Below are 3,519 nucleotides of genomic sequence, written 5' to 3'. Positions count from 1 at the left end.
GGCCGCTGGCGGCGGCCCGGCGCGGATTCGTGCGGGGTGTCGGGTGAAGCCCGACGGATGTCGGCGGTACGTGTCGGTGGAACGTGCCCGTGGTTCCTGTCGATGATCCTTTCTCGATCTCTTCGATGATCTTTTCGCTGATCTCTTCGGTGATCTCTTCGGGGAAAGGGGTCAGGGCAGGATCGGCGCCGGCACGAAGGTGAGCGTGCCCGTCGCCGAGGACGGATCCAGGCAGGCCGCCCCCGCGAAGGACGCCCGATATGTGCGCGCGGAGAGGATCGTGCCGGGAACGGTCAGATTGGGCGGTGCCAGGGTCGCCACACCGGAGGCGTCGGTGACAGCGCTTCCCAACACCACAGGTCCCGTCGCGGAGTTGGCGACGAAGACCACCGTCTGTCCGACGACCGGGGCGTTCGTCCCGGTCTCCCGCAGCGTGGCGCTGATGGCCGGGATGACGAGCGAACCGTTCGCCCGCAGCCGGATCTGCGCCGGAGTGGCCGTCATCGTGGTGGCCCTGCTGTTCGCGGTGATCACGACCGTGCCCGAGGAGCCGAGGAAGCAGGTGTCACCGCTGTAGGTGGCGGTGATCGTCCCGCTGGCCAGACTCGTCGAGGTGAAGCACGCCTGGCCGCTGCCGTTGACCGGCACGGTCTGGCTGAGCCCGCCGGGTCCGGTGAAGGTCACCGTCCCGGTCGGCGTGCCCGAACCGGGCGCGCCGGCGGCCACGGTGGCGCACACCGTCACGCTCTGCCCGCAGGCCGACGGGTTCGGAGTCGCGGTCACCGTCGTGGTCGAGGACGACCGGTTGACGGTCACGGCCACGGTGCCGGTCGAAGTGCTGTGGCACGCGTCGCCGTTGTAGGTGGCGGTGATGGTGCCGGTGGCCAGGGTGGTTGAGGTGAAGCAGGCTTGGCCGCTGCCGTTCACTGCCACGGTCTGGTTGAGTCCGCCGGGTCCGGTGAAGGTGACCGTTCCGGTGGGTGTGCCCGTACCGGGCGGTGTGGTGGTGACGGTCGCGCAGACGGTCACGCTCTGCCCGCAGACGGACGGGTTGGGCGTCGCGGTGACCGCCGTCGTCGTGCTCGCGGAGTTCACGGTGACGACGACGGTTCCGGTCGACGTGGCGTGGCAGGTGTCGCCGTTGTAGGTGGCGGTGATGGTGCCGGTGGCCAGGGTGGTTGAGGTGAAGCAGGCTTGGCCGCTGCCGTTGACCGTGACGGTCTGGTTGAGTCCGCCGGGTCCGGTGAAGGTGACCGTTCCGGTGGGTGTGCCGGTTCCGGGCGGTGTGGTGGTGACGGTGGCGCAGACCGTGACGCTCTGGCCGCAGGCGGACGGGTTGGGGGTCGCCGTGACGGCGGTGGTGGTGTCGGCCGTGGCGACCGTGACGGCGACGGTTCCGGTCGAGGTGCTGTGGCAGGTGTCGCCGTTGTAGGTGGCGGTGATGGTGCCGGTGGCCAGGGTGGTTGAGGTGAAGCATGCCTGGCCGCTGCCGTTGACCGTGACGGTCTGGTTCAGCCCGCCGGGTCCCGTGAAGGTCACCGTTCCGGTGGGTGTGCCCGTACCGGGCGGAGTGGTGGTGACGGTCGCGCAGACCGTGACGCTCTGCCCGCAGACGGACGGGTCGGGTGTCGCCGTGACCGCCGTCGTCGTGCTCGCGGGGTTGACGGTGACCGCCGCCGTACCGCTCGAACCGGCCGAGCACGCATCGCCGTTGTAGGTCGCGGTGACCGTCCCGGTGGTCAGGATGTCGGTCGTGACGCACGCCTGTCCGGTCGCGTCCAGGGTGGCGGTCTCGTTGAGTCCGCCGGGGCCGGTGAAGGTGACCGTCCCGGTGGGCGTGGGAGCCCCCGGCGTCCCGGTGGTGACCGTCGCGCACAGCTCGACGTCCTCGCCGCAGACCGACGTCGCCGGAGTGGCGACCACCGCCGTGGTGGTGGGGCCCTGCCCCACGGTGACCGCGACGGTCCCCGACGAACCGGCGAAGCAGGGGCTGTCGCCGTTGTAGGTCGCGGTGACGGTGCCCGTGGTCAGCACATCGGTGGTGACACAGGCCTGACCGCTCGCGTCGACGGGGATCGTCTGGTTCAGTCCGCCGGGTCCGGTGAAGGTCACCGTCCCCGTGGGCGTGCCCGTTCCGGGCGCCAACGTCGTGACGGTGGCGCACAGTTCGACCGCTTCGCCGCAGACGGAGGGGTCGGGGTCGGCGGTCACCGTCGTGGCGGTGGAGGCGGCGTCGACGGTGACGGCCGTCGAGCCGGTCGAGGGTGCGGCGCAGGTGTCGCCGTTGTACGTCGCCGTGACCGTTCCCGTGGCGAGCGTCGTGGTGGTGACGCAGGCCTGTCCGGTGGCGTCCAGAGTGGCGGTCTGGTTCAGCCCGCCGGGTCCGGTGAAGGTCACCGTCCCGGTCGGAGTGCCGGAGCCGGGCGGATCGATGGTGACCGTCGCGCAGATCTCGACGCTCTCCCCGCAGACCGACGGATCCGGGTCGGCCGTGACCGTGGTCGTGGTGTCCGCGGTGTCGACCGTGACCGCGACCGTCCCCGTCGCCGGGTCGTGGCACGCGTCGCCGCTGTAGGCCGCTGTGACGGTGCCCGTGGCGAGCGTCGAACTGGTGGTGCACGCCTGCCCGGTGGCGTCCAGCGCCACCGTCTCGTTGAGCCCGCCGGGTCCGGTGAAGGTCACCGTCCCGGTTGGGGTGCCGGAGCCGGGCGGCACCGTCGTGACCGTCGCGCAGATCTCGACGTCCTCGCCGCAGACGGACGGGTCGGGGTCCGCGGTGACCACGACCTCGGCGTCCGCCGGGTTCACGGTGACCGCCGCCGTACCGACCGAGCCGGCGAAGCAGGGGCTGTCGCCGTTGTACGTCGCGGTGACGGTGCCCGTGGTCAGCACGTCGGTGGTCAGGCACGCCTGTCCGGCGGCGTCCAGGGTCACGGTCTGGTTGAGTCCGCCGGGTCCGGTGAACGTCACCGTGCCGGTCGGAGTGCCCGTACCGGGCGGTGTGGTGGTGACCGTCGCGCAGATCTCGACGTCCTGACCGCAGACGGAGGGGTCGGGGTCGGCGGTCACGGTCGTGGCGGTGGCGGCGGCGTCGACCGTGACGGCCGTCGAGCCGGTCGAGGGCGCGGCGCAGGTGTCACCGCTGTACGTCGCCGTGACGGTGCCCGTGGCGAGCGTCGAACTGGTCGTGCACGCCTGCCCGGTGGCGTCCACCGGCACCGTCTCGTTGAGCCCGCCGGGCCCGGTGAAGGTGACCGTTCCCGTGGGTGTTCCGGAGCCGGGCGGATCGATGGTGACGGTCGCGCAGATCTCGACGCTCTCGCCGCAGACCGACGGGTCCGGGTCGGCGGTGACGGTGGTGGTGCTCGCCGCGGTGCCGACCGTGACCGCGACCGTCCCGGTCGCCGGGTTGTGGCACGCGTCGCCGTTGTACGTCGCCGTGACCGTGCCGGTGGCGAGGACGTCGGTCGTGACGCACGCCTGTCCGGTGGCGTCGAGGGTGGCGGTCTCGTTGAGTCC

The 3,519-nt window shown here is 71.6% G+C and carries 1 protein-coding gene; it reads right to left on the bottom strand.

From position 1 onward, the window contains the following. Positions 1-171 precede the first annotated feature (171 nt). A partial coding sequence (locus AN218_RS07150; RefSeq protein ID WP_079131901.1) for an Ig-like domain-containing protein occupies positions 172-3,519 on the bottom strand: 3,348 nt, incomplete at its 5' end.

Origin of the sequence: Streptomyces nanshensis (assembly GCF_001751255.1) — a bacterium.
Classification (GTDB): domain Bacteria; phylum Actinomycetota; class Actinomycetes; order Streptomycetales; family Streptomycetaceae; genus Streptomyces; species Streptomyces nanshensis_A.
The sequence above is the reverse complement of the archived record's forward strand: the minus strand, read 5'-3'. Positions and strand labels throughout refer to the sequence as shown.